Below are 17,769 nucleotides of genomic sequence, written 5' to 3' on the forward strand. Positions count from 1 at the left end.
TAGGTAATCCACAACTATTTATTTTAACAAAAAGATAATATAATTATCCTTTTTAAACAAAGTCCTTTGAAAGAATAAAATCAATAATTCTTAAAAATTATGAAAAATGAGTCCGTTTAGAGTATTGAACTTTTTAAGCTAATAATCAAGATTTATAATGCGTCTAACGTTGTCTAAAGTTTTGATAAGTTGTTGGCTAAACTCAAAAGTCATGATGTCGCTTTCGGTTTTACCTTGTCGTAAGTGTTCATTGAAATGGATGATCTCGTAGTTGTAGCCTATGGTTTTGTAATTGAAATCAATAGTTTCTGCTTTACCATGTTTTGGTGTTATTGTAACTGTTGAAGGTGAATGAAACCCCCCATTAATTTTTATAATACCTTTTTTACAATAGAAAATGGCTTCTCCAGGTGTGGCTTTTAATAAGGTGCTTTTTAAATAAGCTTTTGTAATACTATCATAATAAAACACCATATCGCAAGAGGAATCAGCTCCATTTTCAAAATATGTAGCTTTAGCTTCAATGTGTTTTGGATTTCCTAAAGTAGACAAAGCAGCAAAAATAGGGTAGATGCCTATATCTAATAAACTACCACCGCCTAGAGATTTATTAAAAACTCTTGATGTATTATCAAAAGCTCTGTAAAAACCAAAATCGGCTTCTAGTTTTATTAGTTTCCCGTAGGTTTCCTTTTTTAATTCGCTAAGTACGAATTGGTAGTGTGGTAAAAAATAGGTCCATAGTGCTTCCATTAATAGCACTTTTTTTTCTTTGGCTTTAGCTATCATATTGTCTACTTCATCTGCATTCATGGCAAATGGTTTTTCACATAATACAGCTATACCGTTTTCTAAACATAATAAGGTGTTTTCTTTGTGTAAAGCATGCGGGGTAGCAATGTAGACAGCATCTATATTGGGGTCGTTCGCTAAAGCTTCATAATTATCATAAGCTTTAGTGGCGTTATATTTTGAAGCAAAGGCATTTGCTTTTTCTTGACTTCTTGATGCTACGCCATATAATTTTACACCTTTTACAGTTCGTAAATCTGTAGCGAATTTATGGGCAATATTCCCTAAACCTATAATGCCCCAGTTGATGGTTTTATACATTGGCTTTTTTGTTACTTGGTGTTATAGATTGAAGTAAACAGGCTATTATAATTACAATGATACAGCCTACAAAGTTTAACCAGAGAAAGGGGAGATTGATATATTCATATAAATCCAATAAGTATAACACAATTACTAAAACTTGAGTGATTAAAGCCGCTACAAAAACAGCATTGCCTTTTACAAATTTAAAGAAAAAAGCAAGTAGAAAAATACCTAAAACATTACCGTAAAAAATTGAGCCAATAATGTTTACAAGTTGAATTAAGTTTTCAGCAAGATTGGCTACACAGGCTACGCAAATTGCAATGATTCCCCAAAGGAATGTAAACCACTTTGAGGCTTTTACTTTTTCCTCTTCAGTTTTTACTCCAGTATTTCGTATGTATAAATCTATGGTTGTTGTAGAGCCTAAAGCGTTTAACTCGCTTGCTGTACTAGACATGGCTGCACTTAGTATAACGGCCAATAATAGACCAATTAAACCACGTGGTAGATTGTTTAAAATAAAGTGAATAAACACATAGTCTTTATCGTTGCTTTCTACTTTTATAGCTTGACTATCTGAAGCTATGTCTATTAAATTTCTAGCTTCTTCCCTTAATTCTTCATTGGCTAGGTTTGCTGCCGAAATATATTTTGCGACTTCAGGATCTTCTGAATTGGTGTATGCAGCAATGATTTTCTGCTTGTCTCTAAAGATTTGTTGTTGTTCTCGTTGAAGCATTTTGAATTCTTCGGCATATTTAGAACTTAGCACGACTTCTGTTGCTGTAGGATTGAAGTTTACAGGGGCTTCATTAAATTGATAGAACACAAATACCATAACGCCAACTAATAATATAAAGAACTGCATCGGTATTTTTAAAAGCCCATTGAATATTAATCCCAATTGCATTTCTTTAATAGATTTGCCTGATAGGTAGCGTTGTACTTGACTTTGGTCAGTTCCAAAATAAGATAGCATTAAAAATGTACCGCCAATAATACCGCTCCAAAATGTATATCTATTATTTAAATCAAATGAAAAATCAAGCACTTCCATTTTACCGCTTGCACCAGCAATATCTAGAGCTTTGCTAAAGGTAATATCTTGAGGAAGTTTATCTACTATTAAGAAGAAGGCCACTAGCATTCCAATAAAAATGACTACCATTTGGTGCTTTTGTGTTACGTTTACAGCTCGCGTTCCTCCAGAAACGGTGTATATAATAACTAAAAAACCAATAATAATATTTAGCGTTAGTAAGTCCCAACCTAATACAACCGATAAAATAATGGCTGGTGCAAAAATGGTTATTCCAGCAGCAAGACCACGCTGGATTAAAAATAAAATAGCAGCTAAAGTTCTAGTTTTTAAATCGAACCTATTTTCTAGAAATTCATAAGCGGTGTATACTTTAAGCCGATGATATAATGGAATGAAAACTAAGCAAATTACTACCATGGCAAAGGGCAGTCCAAAGTAAAATTGCACAAAACCCATTCCATCATTAAAGGCTTGTCCTGGTGTAGATAAAAACGTAATGGCACTAGCTTGGGTGGCCATAACCGATAACCCAATGGTCCACCATTTTGAGGTATTACCACCACGCAGATAGTCTTTTACATTTTTGCTTCCTCGTGTTTGTAATGTGCCATAAGTTACTATAGCTATTAAAGTAACACAAAGGACCGTCCAATCAATCCAGCTTAAAGTTTGCATAATTAAAAGGATTTAGTAATGATGTAAAAGAGAACAAAGTAAATGGCGTTAGCTATTAAAACAATCGAATATAATTTAAGCCACTTTGGTTTTGGTTGTTGCTCTTCCATAATTAATCATTTAATTTTTGATTTTGCTTAATGTTATCTTTTCCTATGGATAGCATATTTGCAAATAATCGATAGGCTCCAGAAACGCCCGCTGGAAACTCTCTAAAAAAGCTTAATCCGGTATAGATGTAATGGCCTTTACCGTGTTTTGCTACTAGTATACTGCCGTCTTTTGCTGTTTCACCTTTATCATTCATGGATAGAATAGGCGTGAATTCTTGACCCCAACTATTAGGAAAATATAAACCACGTTCTTGTGTCCAACCTTCAAAATCTTTTTGTGTGATTTTATTTGGGAAGTTTAAAACGGGATGCTCTGGTTCTAAAAACCTCACTTCAGCATGTTCCTCAGTAACTCTATCTCGAGATAATTGTAAGTCATAAGGCGCCAATTCATCTATCTTTACACGATGGTTAGTATTGTATTGAACAATCATATTTCCGCCTTGAGCAACAAAATCAAATAATAAGTCTTGTTTAAATTTCAAATCCTCAACCGTATTATATGCCCTAATACCAACTACTACGGCGTCAAACCTGCTTAATGTTTCAGCATCAATCTCTTTAGGTTTTAAAACACGGACGTTGTAACCAATTTGCTGTAAGCTTTCAGGAACCACATCGCCAGCACCTTGAATATAGGCTATATTTTCGCCTTTCTTTTTTATATCTAAACGTACAATTTTGCTTTCGCTAGGTAGTAGCACAGTCTGAAAAGGGATATGGTCATAAGCTATTTCAATAAGGTCTTTGGTGTAATTTTTATCTCCAATATGGACAATGGGACTGATATAGCCTTCACTCTGATTTTTAGGTGGAATGACAGTAAAAACCAGTGTCTGTTCTTCCCCTTTATTTTTTATAGCTATTTTTTGCTTTTTGGGATAAACGCTCCAATCCTCTGGGTGGTAAATTTCAACATCACCTTCTAATCCATTTCGACCCGCTTTAACGATAACCGTAATATCGCGTTGTTGGTCATTATCTAAAATAATAACCTTTTCTGTGATTTTTGCTGAAGCTTCTGGTATGATTTCAAACGGACGGTACAATTCGCCTTTATCTGGTTTTGAAAACCTTTGAATAATTGGTTTTGTAAATGTGATAGGCACATTATCAATAAACACATTAAAATCGATCTTGTAGGCTCTAGGTGTTTCGGGTAAACCTATTAGATTTTTATTTTCAACGTTGTACATCCCTAAAGTACCTTTGGTGTTTAGCCAATAGGGTGTTGTGGTTTGCGCGTCATTCTTGATTTTGATGGCTTCTTTAAAATTATATTTTGTGTTGTTTTTTAGTGTAATATTTTTTGAGATATTTAAACCACTTGTACTATTTATGCTTTCTAAAGTTATTGGATGCGAACTTCTGTTAAGTACTTCAATGTTTAGGTTAATGGTTTCATTTTGAGTGGCCCAATTGGTTTCTGCCGAAGCTTCTAAATATAAACCTGCACACATTTCAATAATGGTTTTTAGTTCTTTTGTTTTTTGGGTTTTCCAATGTTGGTCTTCAATATTCTGAAGTAATTTATAGGCTTCAATTAATTGCGAAACATGTTCTGACGGGTTTTGAAAGTTGAAGTTGTTTTCGACCTTTTTAAGAATGTCTCCAATAATTTTCCCTCCTTTTATGCGGTTCCATGACGTATCAATACCTGCAAAAATATTTTTATTATCGGTTAATGGTTCGCCTTTTAGAAATTCTATATATTCTTGTTGAGACCCGCGTTGTGCCAAACGCCCAAAACCTTGGCATAAATGTTGACTACTGGCTAAAGCTGCCAGTTCGTTATTACTCATGCCTTTTAGTGGGTAATAGGTGCCAATATCAAAATTAATCATATTGCTTTTATCGGCTTTATCAAACGTTTCTCTACTTCCATAAAACCACCAACTGGTATTAAAAAATAAACGATGTGGTTTCCAGACGCCAGTTTCTTTAAGTGTTTCTGGATATGCTGAGGTATCGTTAGCAAGTTCAAAGGCTTCCATGCTTAACATGGCGGAACTTGTATGATGCCCGTGTGTTTGCCCTGGTGTTCTGTGATCAAACCTATTGATTATAATATCGGGTTTAAATTGTCTGATGGCTAAAACCACATCGCTTAGTACTTGGTCTTTGTTCCAAATTTCTAAAGTTTCATCGGGGTGTTTGGAATAGCCAAAATCGTTTGCTCTTGTAAATCGTTGTTCGCCACCATCAACACGTCGTGCTGCTAATAATTCTTGTGTTCTTATAACGCCTAGTAATTCTCTAATTTCTGGGCCAATTAGGTTTTGTCCGCCATCACCACGTGTTAATGATAAATAGGCGGTTCTTGCTTTTACATGATTAGACATGTATGCTATTAATCGTGTGTTTTCATCATCTGGATGTGCAGCGACATATAAAACGGAGCCTAAAAAGTTTAGCTTTTGTATGGATTCATAAATTTGTGATGATGAAGGTGTTTTTGGTTTTTGGGCTTCTATAACGGATATCGTTAAAAGTGTTATTAATAAAAATACTCTTCGTTTATGCATGGTTTTGTTTTAGCTTAAACCAAATATAAAAAAGAAACCAGCCCTAGCGCTGGTTTTAGTTTTTATTTAACGGTTTGTTGTGATTATGGTTTTTGTTTTGTTTATCGTGGTTGTATCTGTTTAATACAGAAATTAAAGTAGTTTTTTATTTTCTGTCCAGAACTTAATTAAGTTTTTTAGAAATATCCTCTATGGCATCTTTTTTAACAAGTGTTACTCCTTTTTGAAGCATAAGGTTGTTCGGATAGGTTACCAAATCGCCATTTTCTAATCTTAAATGCAATTGAAAGGCTCTAATATCTTCAATTATAGCTTCTAGAGGAAAATCTTTATCATGAATACTAACCTTATCGCCGACTTGATATGGAAACGAAAAAAACATGATAATGCCTGAGGTAACGTTACTTAAAATGGACCAAATAGCAAAAAGAGCAATGCCTAAAATAGCAAATATGGATGAAAAAATCACGGCCATTTCTTTAAGCTCAGCGCCAAAAACAAAGCATTCAATTAAAAGTGTTAATGAAAAAAGTGTTACCGTTACATACCTGCAAATAAGTCTTATACGTGCTTCGTTAATACCGTTTCTTCTAGAGATTTTTTTAATAGTAAAATTAGTTATATGCCTAATAATTAACATAGTAAGCAATATAAATCCAGTTATTATAAGTTCGTTTCGGTAAGTTTCAAAAAACATGGTGATTAAATTAGAATACTATACAAAGATACAGCCAAAAAGAAAATTTATTTGGTATTATTAATTTAGTTTAAGGGTTTCTCTCAAAATTTCATCCTGATTACTATTCTTTTCCCAGTAAGCCGATTTTATGGTTTTTAGTTTGGAGGCTTTGGTTCTTAAAATTTTGGCATGAGGTCCAAAACCGCTTTTAAAGGTTTCTTCCCACCCTAAAATCTCATAAGGAAAGTTTGGATTAAATACTATGGTAAGCGTTCTGTTTAGCTCTGGGTAACTTATGGAATAGGCGCTTCCTGATAAAGTAGCTATAGCTTTATACGCTTTAATGGGAACATGGCGTAACCTAGTGTATTCAAATGAAGGGATGATTTCTAAATTCCCTGTTGGTAATGATTTTGGATTGATGCGTAACTGTGTCCATAATTCATTTTCTAAAATGGATTTTTCAAGTTTTAAATGTGCATCTGCTTCACCTTCAAAATAGGAATGCGATAGGATTTCAAATTGGTCTCTATTATTAAGCTGTGCATAAACATGACCACACCATTCTTGCATAGAACTTGATACTTTTATAGCATGTTCATTATTTGCAACAGGGTAGAAAGTACTTTGCATAATGGAATACGGATATATACCTGTATTGAATTTTTTAGTGGCATTTAATTTTAAAACGGAAACATTATTCGTGTTTTGATGATCTGCTTTGACTTGAATGTTTGGTAAAAAATCTTCGGTTACGTAAATTAAAACAGCTTTACCTTCTCTAATCTCCCCATAACGGGCTTGTTCTAATTTATAAGATGAAATTTCAGCTTCTCCAGCATACCAATAGCTGTTGAATTCTGGTGATAGCTTTGTTGCAGGCTTTTTGGTTTCAGTATTAGTGACCGAATGATAAGCGATATCTTTATTTTGACTTTCTTTTTTACATGACGTCATAAGTAATATGAATCCAATTGATATCCAAAACAGTAGTTCAGCCTTTATAATTTTTTTAAGTTTATTAATCGTGTCCATAGCGTAAAGTTACAAACTTAGGCCGTGTCCGCAATGTTATTTAACGTTTTGTAAACAAGATGGGTAGGTAAGCCCATAACGTTAAAATAAGAGCCTTCTATTTTAGTAACACCAATTTGTCCTATCCATTCTTGAATGCCATAAGCTCCAGCTTTATCGAAAGGTTTATAAGTGTTTATGTAGTATTGGATTTCAGCATCAGATAATGCTTTAAAAGTGACTTTAGTAATGTTATGAAGTGTTTTTTCGTAGTTAGTAGTTGTGAAACAAACCGATGTAATAACTTCGTGTGTTTGATTGCTCAATGATTTTAAAATGCTGAATGCTTCATGTTCATCACGCGGTTTCCCTAAAGCTTTATCATTATGCCAAACAATAGTATCACTGGTAATTAATATGTCATCGGGTTTTAATTCGTCTTTAAACGGTAATGCTTTTAGCTGGGCGAGGTAATTGCTGATTTCAAAATGAGTTAGCCGATTAGGATATTCTTCTTTTACGGGTTTTAAACGTACTTCAAAATCTAATTCTAAATTTTTAAAAAAGGCTTGTCTTCTAGGAGAGCCCGAAGCTAAAATGATGTGATGGTTTTTTAATTTTTCGTTAAGCATTAATTCAAAATTACATACTTGTATAAAAGTAACGAAAGCATACCAAAAAGCATGACTAATTTATACATATTGCTAATATAACGAATGTCTTTTTTTGTTTCTGCACTAAATGTTTTTATAGTAATGTAGATAAGTGGTGCAATAACAAAAATTAAAAAATAGCCAACGGCTACTTGTTGCTTGTATAGATTTGAAATAACATAATGTATAATGGCTGCTAGCGGAATAAAATTTAAAACAGATAAAACGTTTTTGGTACGTTCTCTTCCAATGGCTATGGGTAAGGTGTTCATCCCAGCGTTATAATCACCATCAATGTCTTCAATGTCTTTGGCTATTTCTCTTAGTAGATTAATACTAAAGGCAAATAAGGCATAATCTAAAATGATTTTAAAAAACACGATTTGCGTTTGTTGATTTGAAGGCATTATGTTTGGTAGTAATTCAAAAACACCTACAATAATAAGACTTAATGCCACGAGTATGGATATGATAATATTACCAATTAAAAACGTGCGTTTTAAATAGGTAGCATACACATAAAGCAATACCGAAATAATAACAAATATGGAAAAAAACGGGGCCCTATTAACTTTATGTGATAAATAAAAACCAAGGCCAACGCCAATTAAATTAAGGATAATAAAAAGATTGTAAGCTGTTTTTTCTGAAATGGATTTACCAATTATAACCTTCTCAGGTTTATTAATAATATCTGTTTCAATATCATTAATGTCGTTAATAATGTTTCCTGCAGCGGCAATAGAAATGGTTGCCAGGATTAAAAGCATAATACCAAACCCATCTAAACTTGTTGAAACGCCAAAAGGCTCTAAAAGGGCATATTTAATAAGTAATTGCACAAGTGCAATCATTAATAAATTTTTCCAACGGATGAGGTTTAAGACATTCAAATGCTAAAAGTTTGATGCTAGTTTATCAATGAAAAACTTAATAATAAAGAAAATAGGAATCGCTATTAGGACAAACGCAACTATAGTTTTTTGAGTTCGAATTTTATTATACGTTCTTATTTTATCTTTTATAACCTTTTTATCTGCTTTACTTAGTTTTTTGTGAAGAAAGTTAACTTTATAATGATAGTGAGTTTCACTATTAAGTTTTTCTTTTAAGGTTGAAAAAGCTTTATTTGAAGTTTGATTAAAAACACTTTGGTTATTTCCAAAACCAATGTATCCAAAACCTATGCTATGTCTTCTTTTATTTCTTGCCAAATCTAACAATTAATCATATTTAGCCCCAAAATTCCCATTCCATTTTCCTTGAACTTTTAATACTTGTTCAATCACATCTCTAACCGCGCCTTTTCCGCCTTTTTTATGCGAAATGTATTTTGAAATAGCTTTTATCTCAGGAACGGCATCTTGAGGGCAACATGGCAATCCTATACCTTTCATAACAGGATAATCTGGAATGTCATCACCCATATACAATACATTTTCAGACTTGATGGATTTTTTATTAAAATAATCATCAAGCTGTTCTATTTTGTTGTGCGCTCCTAAATAAATATCGGTAATTCCTAGGTTACTCAGTCGTGAACGTACACCTTCGTTAGAACCACCAGAGATAATACAAACATTAAGCCCTTTGTCTACCGCAGTTTTTAGAGCATAGCCATCTTTAATGTTCATGGTTCTTAGCATTTCGCCAGTTGTGGTAACGCTAACAGAGCCGTCGGTTAAAACACCATCCACATCAAAAATAAATGTGGTAATATGCTCTAAATATTCTTTATAACTTTTTTCTTCCATGGGTGTCTTGTATAGAGGTTGTTAGGAGTTGGTATATGTCCTTATGCTGTTGTTTTTCTAAGGATTTTAAATGCTTTTTTATGGTTTTTTTATCATTGCGTTTTGCAGGCCCCGTTTGTGCCATATAAGGGGAAACATCTTGAATTTTTTTTGCAGTTTCCAATATAAGCGGTTTAAGCATATCGAATTCTGCGCCTTCACTTTCTGTAATTTCATGACCAATCCTATAGAGTTGATTGGTGAAATTGTTAACGAAAACCGCAGCTAGGTGTAGAACACGTCGCTGGTCACTGTTTATTCTTTTTGTTGGACTTCCTGTGCTTTTAGCTAATGCTTTTAAAACAGGGTAGCTTTTTTTATCGATAGTTTCAATACAAATAGGCACATTGGCAAAATCCATTTCTGTATTCTTACTAAACGTTTGCAAAGGGTATAATACGCCACGTTTGTGTTTTTTATCAATATCATAAACACTAACACTTCCGGAGGTATGAACCACCAATTTATTTTCAAAAGGAAGTTTTGAAGAAAGGGCACCAATAACATCATCGCTAACCGCTAGAATATAGACATCGGCATCTTTTAATGCGTTTAAGTCGTTAGTGATATCTACAACGTTTTTATAGGGAGTTATAGACTCTATATTTCTGTTAAACCATTGAATTACAGAAACTTCGTTTGAATTACTGAAAGCTTTAAATAAATGTGTGGCAACATTACCTGCACCGAGAATTACTACTGAAATCATATTGCTAAAATAAGCAAGAATTACGATTTACGATTTAAGAATTACGATTTTTTAGTCTTTAAATTTTAGTGTTTCATTTTAATTCTTTGGGCCTTTGCGTCTTTGCGCGAAATAAATAGTTTAATTTTGATTACTATGCATAAAAAAGACATTCAAACTAGAGACGATGTATTTTTATTAGTATCATCCTTCTATAAAAAAGTTAGAAAAGACGATGTTTTAGGGCCTTTTTTTAATGATATCATTAAAGATTGGGATGCGCATCTAGATAGATTAACAACCTTCTGGGAAACAAGTTTATTTATGACCCGAAAGTTAGAACATAAATACCAAGGCGACCCTCTGGCAGCTCACGTAAAAGTGGATAAGGAAAATAATAATAGTATAACCGAGTTGCATTTTGGTTTGTGGCTAAACCTTTGGTTTGAAACTATAGAAGAACTTTTTGAAGGCGACTATGCCGAAAACGCCAAACGACGCGCCAGAAAAATGGGAACGTTTTTGTATTTGAAGATTTTTGAAGCGAGGGCTTAGTTAGTAGTCATTAGTCATTAGGGAAAAGTCAAAAGTCTATAGTCAGCCTATGTGCTCAGTCGCAGTCTCAGTATTCAAATTTTTGAGCCTTTGCGCCTTTGTGTCTTAGCGTGAAAAAACAAAGCGCAGAGTAAACAGTCTCCCGTCTTCAGTCATCGGTCTTCCAACTTCAGTCATCGGTCTTCCAACTTTCAAAGCATTTCAAATAAACATAAAACCTGCATTATAGCATTTTTTTAAAACGTTTTTAACATATATAAATAAACTATAATCCTTAAATTTGCACAACCTAAAAAACGGGTTCAAATCATGCAAAAAAAACTTGCCAATATTTTCTTTTCAACACGACTTACTGCCTTTTTATTTATTGCTTTTGCTGCCGCTATGGCAACCGGTACTATTTTAGATGCTGGGCAAGAAACATCGCCAACGCCATACACCAGAAACTTAATTTATAATGCCTGGTGGTTTGAGGCTATTATGGTGTTTTTCGTGATTAATTTTACAGGCAATATTTTCAGATTCAGATTGTATAAAAAAGAGAAATGGGCTACCTTCATTTTGCATATATCCTTTATTTTTATTTTGCTAGGTGCTTTTATTACACGTTATGCCAGTTTTGAGGGGATGATGGCAATTCGTGAAGGCAGTACCGAAAACAGTTTTCTTTCACAAAAAACATATATCACAACCTATATTGATGGCGATTACAAAATTGATGGTGTTCCACAACGACTGCCTATTGAACGCGAAGTCGATTTTTCTGGACGCCTAGATAACGATTTTAAGATTGAAACCAAATACAACCAACAACCTGTAACTATTGAGTTAGAAAAGTTTATAGTTGGCGCAGAAGAAGATATCATCCCTAATGAAAACGGCGAGGCATATCTAAAAATTGTTGAAGCAGGTGCCAATGGACCACATAACCATTTTTTAAAAGTTGGACAAATTAGTAGTATCCACAATGTATTATTTGCACTTAATAAACCAACCGATGGCGCCATAAATATTACGTATCAAGGCGATTCGTTGAATATAAAATCGCCGTTTGAAGGCGAGTACATGACCATGGCTACCCGAGCACAAGGCAAGTTGGTAAAAGATAGTTTACAGCCTTTAGTATTGCGTTCCAGATATATCATCGGTAATATGCAAATGGTATTCCCGAAACCCGTAACCAAAGGTGTTTTTGATATTGTTCAAAAATCGCAATTACTAAAAAATGATGAAGATGGTTTGGTGCTGAAAGTCACCACTAATGGCGAAACACAAAAGATTGGTTTACTTGGCGGACAGGGCACAAGCGGCAAGTTTAAACAAATACAAGTAGGCGGATTGAATTTTGCATTTAAATACGGTTCTAAAGTTTTAGAGCTGCCTTTTTCAATAAAGTTAAATGATTTTGAAGCCGAGCGTTACCCAGGAACCGAGCGAGGCTATTCTGCGTATTCAAGTGAAGTCACAGTTTTAGATGCTAATGCAGAAGACTATGATTATAAGATTTTTATGAATAATATTTTAGATCATGGCGGGTATCGTTTTTTTCAATCCAGTTTTGACCCGGATGAAAAAGGAACGATTCTGTCTGTAAACCATGATTATTGGGGTACTTTAATTACTTACATAGGCTATTTTATGCTCTATTTCGGGTTAATGGCTATTCTGTTTTCTAAACATTCTCGTTTTGGCGATTTAAAGGTTCGACTAGAAAAGGTAAAAGCCAAAAAAGCCAAACTGCTTACGGTTATCCTACTGTGTTTTGGGCTGAACACTTTTGCACAAGAACATCATGAAGGCGATGGTCACGACCATTCAAAGCCAACCAAAGCACAAATAGATTCTATTCTTCAAGCCAATATGACACCTAAAGCCCATGCTAATAAATTTGGTCATTTAGTCATTCAGGATTTAAGCGGACGTATGATGCCTGTGAATACCTATGCTTCAGAAATGCTCAGAAAGTTAAGTAAGCATGATACTTATGCGGATTTTGATGCCAATCAAGTGTTTTTATCCATACAAGAAAGCCCGATGCTTTGGTATAACGTACCCATTATTTACTTAAAATTAAAAAAGGGCGATTCTATTAGGAAACTAATTGGCGTTGATAAAAGTGAAAAATATGTGGCATTAGCCGATTTCTTTTCGGATCGCGGCGAGTACAAATTAGCCCCTTATTTAGATGAAGCTTATAAAGCCCAAGTGCCTAACGGGTTTCAAAAGGAATTTAAAGAAACCGATCAGCGTGTTAACCTGTTATACAATACGGTAGAAGGGATGTCTTTAAAAATATTTCCTATTCCTGAAGATGATAATAACACGTGGATTTCAAATTTTGATTATAGACAAGATGCATCAAAAATAAAAGATTCCCTGTATTCAAATTTTGTAAGAAATGGGTTTAGAGCCTATTTATTTACTTTAAACCAAGCCAAACAATCGGGCGATTTTAAAGAAGCCGAAAAGCTGTTAGCCGCCTTTAAGAAAACCCAACACCGTTATGGCGGCGCCGTGATGCTTAGCGACGATAAAGTAAAAACCGAAGTGCTTTACAATAAGTATGATATTTTTAAAAAACTGTTCAGTTGGTATATGTATGCCGGTAGTTTGATGTTTATTCTGCTTATCGTTCAAATATTTAATGATAAACGGAAACTCGTTAATGTTTCTGTAACCGTGTTTAAGTTTATCATTTTAGGCCTGTTTGTATTACACACTGCTGGTTTAATAACCCGTTGGTATATTTCGGGGCATGCGCCGTGGAGTGATGCTTACGAGTCTATGATTTATGTGGCTTGGGCCACCATGTTTTTTGGTTTAGCCTTTGGACGTAAAAGCGATTTAACCATAGCATCAACAGCGTTTGTAACAGCCATGATTTTAATGATAGCCCATTGGAATTGGATGGATCCCGCTATAGCCAACCTACAGCCCGTTTTAAATAGTTATTGGCTCATGATTCACGTGGCGGTTATTGTGGCGAGTTACGGGCCGTTTACATTAGGAATGATTTTGGGTGTGGTGAGTTTGTTGCTTATGATTTTTACAAATCAGAAGAACAAAACAAAAATGGCACTCAACATAAAAGAGTTGACCATAATTAATGAAATGGCTTTAACCGTTGGATTGGTCATGCTAACCATAGGAAACTTTTTAGGCGGTATGTGGGCCAATGAAAGTTGGGGACGCTATTGGGGTTGGGACCCTAAAGAAACCTGGGCGCTTATTAGTATTATGATTTATGCCTTTGTCATCCATATGCGATTGGTTCCAGGACTACGTAGCCGTTGGGGATTTAATTTAGCGTCCATTATCGCTTTTGCGAGTATTATCATGACCTATTTTGGGGTGAATTTTTACTTAGCTGGTTTACATAGTTATGCCAGTGGCGACCAAATTGTCAGCGTTAAATTTATAAGCATTACTTGTGCTATCGTTGCCGTTTTAGCGTTTTTTGCGTATCGCGGTTATGCGAAGCACTTTAAGAAGTGATTTTAATAGATTAAAATGAAGGCATTAGAAAACAGACTGGAACACTTAATTCAATTGGGAGTTGAGGGTATTTCTAAAGCTTCAGAATCTAAATTGACCTATAGCGTATCTCCTGAAAAATGGTCTAAAAAGGAAATATTAGGACATTTAATTGATTCTGGAGTCAATAATCTGCAACGCTTTACAGAAATTCAATTTAAAACGAAACCCTATACGTTTGATAATTATAAGCAAGCGGACTTAGTGAAAGCGAATGATTATCAACATGCTGAAATAAACGAACTTCTAGGTTTATGGAAGGCTATTAATAACAGAATCCGCTATTTGTTTAGTATTCAGAATGAAACCACTTTAGGTTATAAGGTTGTTTTGGGTTCTGGAGAAGTTTCTGATTTGCAATTTTTAATGGTGGATTATGTGGACCATTTGGAATATCATTTGAAGCAGATTTTGGGTTAAGCTTTATAAGATTTGGTTTGTTGACTTCTAGGGTTTAATTAAGCCCTTATCATGTCTTTTCTTGTTTTTTATCCATAGAATGCGGTAGCCATATTAGGGAACAGCAGGGAAGCATACACTAAGCCATAGAAATCAACAATAAAACTGTCATAAGTCCCTTGGATTGTTTGTTGAAAAGTAATACATTGCATATATAAGCGATATAACAGCAACTTTATAGATAAAAGTGCTGTTATACAATTGTTGCCACACATTAAAACCAACTTTAAATTCAATGAAAGTTTTAGGAATTAGAAACAGCCCAACTGATATCAGATTTGCCATATCTGAAAAAATTAATGGTTCAATCACTTTAGAAAATATTTCAGGGGAAAATAAGCTTGTCTTTCCAAAGCACCTTACTATGTTGAGTGAAAAAGTTGGTTGGCTATATCAAGAGTTTGACAATATTCTTTCAAATAATCCAGACATTAAAATTATCGCGGTGAAACAAAATGAAAATGTAAGTACAAAATATTCAAAAGTACAAGAAACTGCTTTTTATGATTCTATCGCTCATTTAATAGGAAATCACAAAGGAATTCCTGTAAAATCTTACGTATATAACAATATTGGAACTAGAAGCAAAGAAGTTCAAAACTTCGCTGAAAGTTACACAGGGAAAACAACAAAATATTGGAATTCGAAAATGGCTGATGCAATAGCTGTAACAATTAAAGAACTTAAATAATGGCATTTTCAAAAGGAGACGTTATTTATAAATACAAACTACTTCAAACATTAGGAAGTGGGAATTTCAGTTCTGTATGGTTGGCAAAAGACAATTCCATAGATGCTAATACCGCATTAAAAATTCTAAATCCATCTTTTCAAACAGTAGCACAACTTTTAGAGGAAGCCCGTATAGGTAATAAATTAAATCATAATAATTTATTGAAAATTCAATACGCAGATGTAGTTCCATACAATGGTGGTCAACTTACTTTAATAGCTCAAGAATATCATCCAAATGGCTCAATTGTAGGATTATTAAATAGTGGGAATTTTTTGGACTTACCTGTTGCGATTAGACTTTTCACAGATATTTTAAGAGGTCTAGAACATTTACATTCACAAGGATTTTTTCATAACGATATAAAGCCTTCAAATATATTAATTGGAAGCAATAACGAAGGAGTTTTAGCTGATTATGGAATAACAGGAGCTTCGACTTCTTCTGGAACTGCAATACCCAAAGATGCATATATTATTCATCGAGCACCAGAAACATTGAAAGGGAATTATATAAATGTTCAAACTGACATATATCAAACTGGAGTTACTTTTTTTAGATTAGTAAATGGAATTGGCAACATAAAAGATGATTTCCTAAAATATGGCGAGAGTAAATTTGAAGATTTAAAGGCGAAGGGAAAGATTCCTGACACAAAAAATTATGAGCCTTTTGTACCTCAAAGAATTAAGAAAATAATTAATACTGCTGTCAATCCAGACTATTCAAAGAGATATTCTTCAGCTTTAGAAATGCGAAGAGAATTGGAAAAGTGTTTTTATCCTGGTTATTGGACTATGGATTCTAATGGAAATTTAATAGGCAAAGGTGCCAAATATTATTATAGATTTGAGATAATTGCCAAGAAGAATTCAAAATTTGACTTTGTCCCTTACAAGAAAAATATTCAAAATGGCAGAGAAACAAAAATAGGTGTGTACACATTAAAATCAGCCGAAAGTAAACCAATTGGAAAAGCAAAAGATACATTTATAAAATGGGTAATAGAAAATGCAAGCTGAAATAAATAACGTGTGGCAACAATGTATAAAAATAATAGCGGTTTAATCGCTAAAATGAAAGTAAGTAAATATAAAAAAGGTCTGTGTTTAACCGAAAAGTTAGTGCGTAAAAATCCGCTACTATTCTTATACTAGACCGTTGGCAACCATTACCAATCACACTCTGAAAAATGAAAGATACTTTAGAATATAAAATACTTAAACATTTAAAAGATAATGATAATGGAGAATATATTGATTTATCTGAATTTATTTCTGACTTAAAACTATTAAGAATAAAACTATCTTCATTGTCAAAAAAACCTGAAAAATATATCTCATTTAACAGCGGAACTGATATTCGTTTTGGAGATGGTGATAATTTTAAAAGAGAATGCACTCTTGCGAAAATTGAATTTAGCGGAATTAAATATATGAACGAAATTGAAAACGGAAATAAAGTCATAACTAATAATGGTGTTTTAATTCAAGATTCTGTTTTACGAAAAAGTCCTATTAAAAACAAAGTAAATGCCGAACCTAATAACAAGCCAGAACAAAAATCATTTGTAAAAAAAATATTTTCAAGTGGTTGGACTTTAGCATTTGTAATGTTAATTATAGAAGAAATTACATTAGGTAAAATATGGAAATTCATATCTGATTTATTTTAAAATTTATAAAAATGGAACGAAAAAAAGTATCATCATCAAACTTAAAATCAATTGGTTATTTATTAGGTATTTTAGAAATTGAATTTAAAAACAATACCGTATATCAATTTAAAAGTGTTCCAAAAAATATACACAACCGATTAATGAAGTCCTCTTCTAAAGGAACTTTCTTCTCTAAAAACATTAAAGAAAAGTTTACTTATAGTCAGGTTCTTTGATTCTAAAGTTGTTTTTAATTATCCATTCATAAGTAACTGTTTTCGGATTTTGGTCAATTGCATACAATCCAACTGATGTGTTTTTAAAGTATTTTAAATCTTCATACTCTTTTTTAGAAACCACAATTAAATTAAAAACGCTTGCCAACAATGTGTAAAAACCATTGCTTTTTTTATTCACTTTTGAAACTTCTTTTTCTTCCATAATTCTATTCATTTTTGTTATCTTTTTCTTAACTTCACGCAACGGATTCTTACACTAGACCGTTAGCAAACATTAAAAACAAATATTAACAATCAAATTTAATTAAC

The 17,769-nt window shown here is 33.4% G+C and carries 18 protein-coding genes; 7 read left to right on the forward strand and 11 right to left on the reverse strand.

Going from position 1 to position 17,769, the window contains the following annotated elements; genetic code table 11:
- Positions 1-138 precede the first annotated feature (138 nt).
- The 10 genes from ABD941_RS11625 to ABD941_RS11670 form a co-directional block, all read right to left on the reverse strand.
- Positions 139-1,113, reverse strand: a complete 975-nt coding sequence (locus tag ABD941_RS11625; RefSeq protein ID WP_345274309.1) for a Gfo/Idh/MocA family protein — start codon at positions 1,111-1,113, stop codon at positions 139-141.
- Positions 1,106-2,818 carry a sodium:solute symporter family protein gene (locus tag ABD941_RS11630; protein ID WP_345274310.1) on the reverse strand — a complete coding sequence of 571 codons (1,713 nt, stop codon included), beginning with the start codon at positions 2,816-2,818 and terminating at the stop codon, positions 1,106-1,108. The genes ABD941_RS11625 and ABD941_RS11630 overlap by 8 nt, the downstream gene beginning before the upstream one ends.
- Positions 2,819-2,930: 112 nt before the next feature.
- Entirely contained in the window at positions 2,931-5,456 is a 2,526-nt protein-coding gene (locus ABD941_RS11635) for a PIG-L family deacetylase (protein WP_345274311.1), read from the reverse strand.
- A 163-nt stretch (positions 5,457-5,619) separates the two neighbouring features.
- Entirely contained in the window at positions 5,620-6,153 is a 534-nt protein-coding gene (locus ABD941_RS11640; RefSeq protein ID WP_345274312.1) for a mechanosensitive ion channel domain-containing protein, read from the reverse strand.
- Between the two features lie 60 nt (positions 6,154-6,213).
- Complete coding sequence (locus tag ABD941_RS11645; RefSeq protein ID WP_345274313.1) at positions 6,214-7,170, reverse strand: septum formation inhibitor Maf; 957 nt, start codon at positions 7,168-7,170, stop codon at positions 6,214-6,216.
- A 17-nt stretch (positions 7,171-7,187) separates the two neighbouring features.
- Entirely contained in the window at positions 7,188-7,781 is a 594-nt protein-coding gene (locus ABD941_RS11650) for a Maf-like protein (RefSeq protein ID WP_345274314.1), read from the reverse strand.
- Entirely contained in the window at positions 7,781-8,695 is a 915-nt protein-coding gene (locus ABD941_RS11655) for a geranylgeranylglycerol-phosphate geranylgeranyltransferase (protein WP_345274315.1), read from the reverse strand. Before ABD941_RS11655 ends, ABD941_RS11650 begins: the two co-directional genes overlap by 1 nt.
- 3 nt (positions 8,696-8,698) lie before the next feature.
- Positions 8,699-9,016: a hypothetical protein gene (locus ABD941_RS11660; protein WP_345274316.1), complete on the reverse strand. Its 318-nt coding sequence runs from the start codon at positions 9,014-9,016 to the stop codon at positions 8,699-8,701.
- A 9-nt stretch (positions 9,017-9,025) separates the two neighbouring features.
- Positions 9,026-9,556, reverse strand: coding sequence for a KdsC family phosphatase (locus tag ABD941_RS11665; RefSeq protein ID WP_345274317.1), 531 nt, complete (start codon positions 9,554-9,556; stop codon positions 9,026-9,028).
- Positions 9,537-10,304, reverse strand: coding sequence for a Rossmann-like and DUF2520 domain-containing protein (locus ABD941_RS11670; protein WP_345274318.1), 768 nt, complete (start codon positions 10,302-10,304; stop codon positions 9,537-9,539). The genes ABD941_RS11665 and ABD941_RS11670 overlap by 20 nt, the downstream gene beginning before the upstream one ends.
- Before the next feature lie 135 nt (positions 10,305-10,439).
- Here ABD941_RS11670 and ABD941_RS11675 point away from each other — a divergent pair, with 135 nt between their 5' ends.
- The 7 genes from ABD941_RS11675 to ABD941_RS11705 all read left to right on the forward strand — a co-directional run bounded on the left by ABD941_RS11675 (position 10,440) and on the right by ABD941_RS11705 (position 17,457).
- A complete protein-coding gene (locus tag ABD941_RS11675; RefSeq protein WP_345274319.1) occupies positions 10,440-10,838 on the forward strand; it encodes a group III truncated hemoglobin in 399 nt (132 codons plus the stop codon).
- Between the two features lie 309 nt (positions 10,839-11,147).
- A complete protein-coding gene (locus tag ABD941_RS11680) occupies positions 11,148-14,333 on the forward strand; it encodes a cytochrome c biogenesis protein CcsA (RefSeq protein ID WP_345274320.1) in 3,186 nt (1,061 codons plus the stop codon).
- 15 nt (positions 14,334-14,348) lie between these two features.
- Positions 14,349-14,792 carry a DinB family protein gene (locus ABD941_RS11685; protein WP_345274321.1) on the forward strand — a complete coding sequence of 148 codons (444 nt, stop codon included), beginning with the start codon at positions 14,349-14,351 and terminating at the stop codon, positions 14,790-14,792.
- 274 nt (positions 14,793-15,066) lie between these two features.
- Entirely contained in the window at positions 15,067-15,522 is a 456-nt protein-coding gene (locus ABD941_RS11690; protein WP_345274322.1) for a hypothetical protein, read from the forward strand.
- Positions 15,522-16,586, forward strand: coding sequence for a serine/threonine-protein kinase (locus tag ABD941_RS11695; RefSeq protein WP_345274323.1), 1,065 nt, complete (start codon positions 15,522-15,524; stop codon positions 16,584-16,586). Before ABD941_RS11690 ends, ABD941_RS11695 begins: the two co-directional genes overlap by 1 nt.
- Positions 16,587-16,756: 170 nt before the next feature.
- Positions 16,757-17,239, forward strand: coding sequence for a hypothetical protein (locus tag ABD941_RS11700; protein WP_345274324.1), 483 nt, complete (start codon positions 16,757-16,759; stop codon positions 17,237-17,239).
- A gap of 11 nt (positions 17,240-17,250) precedes the next feature.
- Positions 17,251-17,457 (forward strand): KTSC domain-containing protein, encoded by a 207-nt coding sequence (locus ABD941_RS11705; protein WP_345274325.1) that lies wholly within the window; start codon positions 17,251-17,253, stop codon positions 17,455-17,457.
- Here the strand turns inward: ABD941_RS11705 and ABD941_RS11710 are convergent.
- The gene (locus tag ABD941_RS11710) at positions 17,435-17,674 is read right to left on the reverse strand and encodes a hypothetical protein (protein WP_345274326.1); all 240 of its coding nucleotides are present in this window, start codon (positions 17,672-17,674) and stop codon (positions 17,435-17,437) included. The genes ABD941_RS11705 and ABD941_RS11710 overlap by 23 nt on opposite strands.
- Positions 17,675-17,769 lie beyond the last annotated feature (95 nt).

The organism is Flaviramulus aquimarinus (assembly GCF_039543205.1).
In the GTDB taxonomy this organism is placed as follows: domain Bacteria; phylum Bacteroidota; class Bacteroidia; order Flavobacteriales; family Flavobacteriaceae; genus Flaviramulus_B; species Flaviramulus_B aquimarinus.